Below are 788 nucleotides of genomic sequence, written 5' to 3'. Positions count from 1 at the left end.
CGTACTATTTAACGAAAGAGGAACTTTCCAGTTTAATAGAATGTGTATTCGAAATGGTTCCAGCAGGAAGTTCTATCGTTTTCGATTATCCTGATGAAAACTTATTTACTGAAAAAGGATTATCCAATCGAGTTGAAAATATGGTAAAAATGGCTGCGGTAGGCGGAGAACCGATGAAATCATGTTTTTCTTATACGGAAATGGAAGCACTGTTAGAGAAGTCCGGTTTACTCATTTATGAGCACTTATCACCAGAGGACATTCATAAATTATATTTTGAGGGACGAAACGATTATTTAGAAGCTTTTGAGACGGTGCATTATGTTCATGCGGTGAAGAAGTAGGGAATTAGTAGGCATGGGGAGGGATCTCTGTGTCTTTTTTTGTGGAAAAAAGGAAATGAGGTGTAGTGATGGAAAGTATTAAGTATGTGGCTATTGGAAGGAGAATTCGATAGCTTAAAGAATGTGCAGTATGAATGTAAAAGATTAAGTAGCAATGCTAAAGGAGAACATAATGTACACAATTGGACAAGTTGCTAAATTTTTGGGTGTATCTAGGGATACTTTGAAATTTTATGAGGAAAAGGATTTGGTCAAACCTAAGCAAAGTGTTGAAAATGGGTATAGAAAATATAATCATTTTGATATATATGACATAACAACGGTAAATTTTTATAGAGAAATGGATATTGAAATAAAAAGAATCCAGGAGTTAAGAAAAAGTAAGAGTATAGAGGGATTAAAATCGTTGTTAGAAGAAAAAGAACAAGAAGTGTTAGAGGAAAT

The 788-nt window shown here is 33.9% G+C and carries 2 protein-coding genes; both read left to right on the top strand.

Annotated elements, in window-relative coordinates; all coding sequences use genetic code 11:
• Positions 1–344, top strand: a 344-nt coding sequence (locus AC1DJR_RS32070; protein ID WP_477004477.1) for a class I SAM-dependent methyltransferase, incomplete at its 5' end; no start/stop codon positions are given.
• Between the two features lie 172 nt (positions 345–516).
• Positions 517–788, top strand: a 272-nt coding sequence (locus AC1DJR_RS32065) for a MerR family transcriptional regulator (RefSeq protein WP_477004476.1), incomplete at its 3' end; no start/stop codon positions are given.

It is taken from the genome of Bacillus sp. 05T31 (assembly GCF_056396725.1).
The sequence above is the reverse complement of the archived record's forward strand: the minus strand, read 5'-3'. Positions and strand labels throughout refer to the sequence as shown.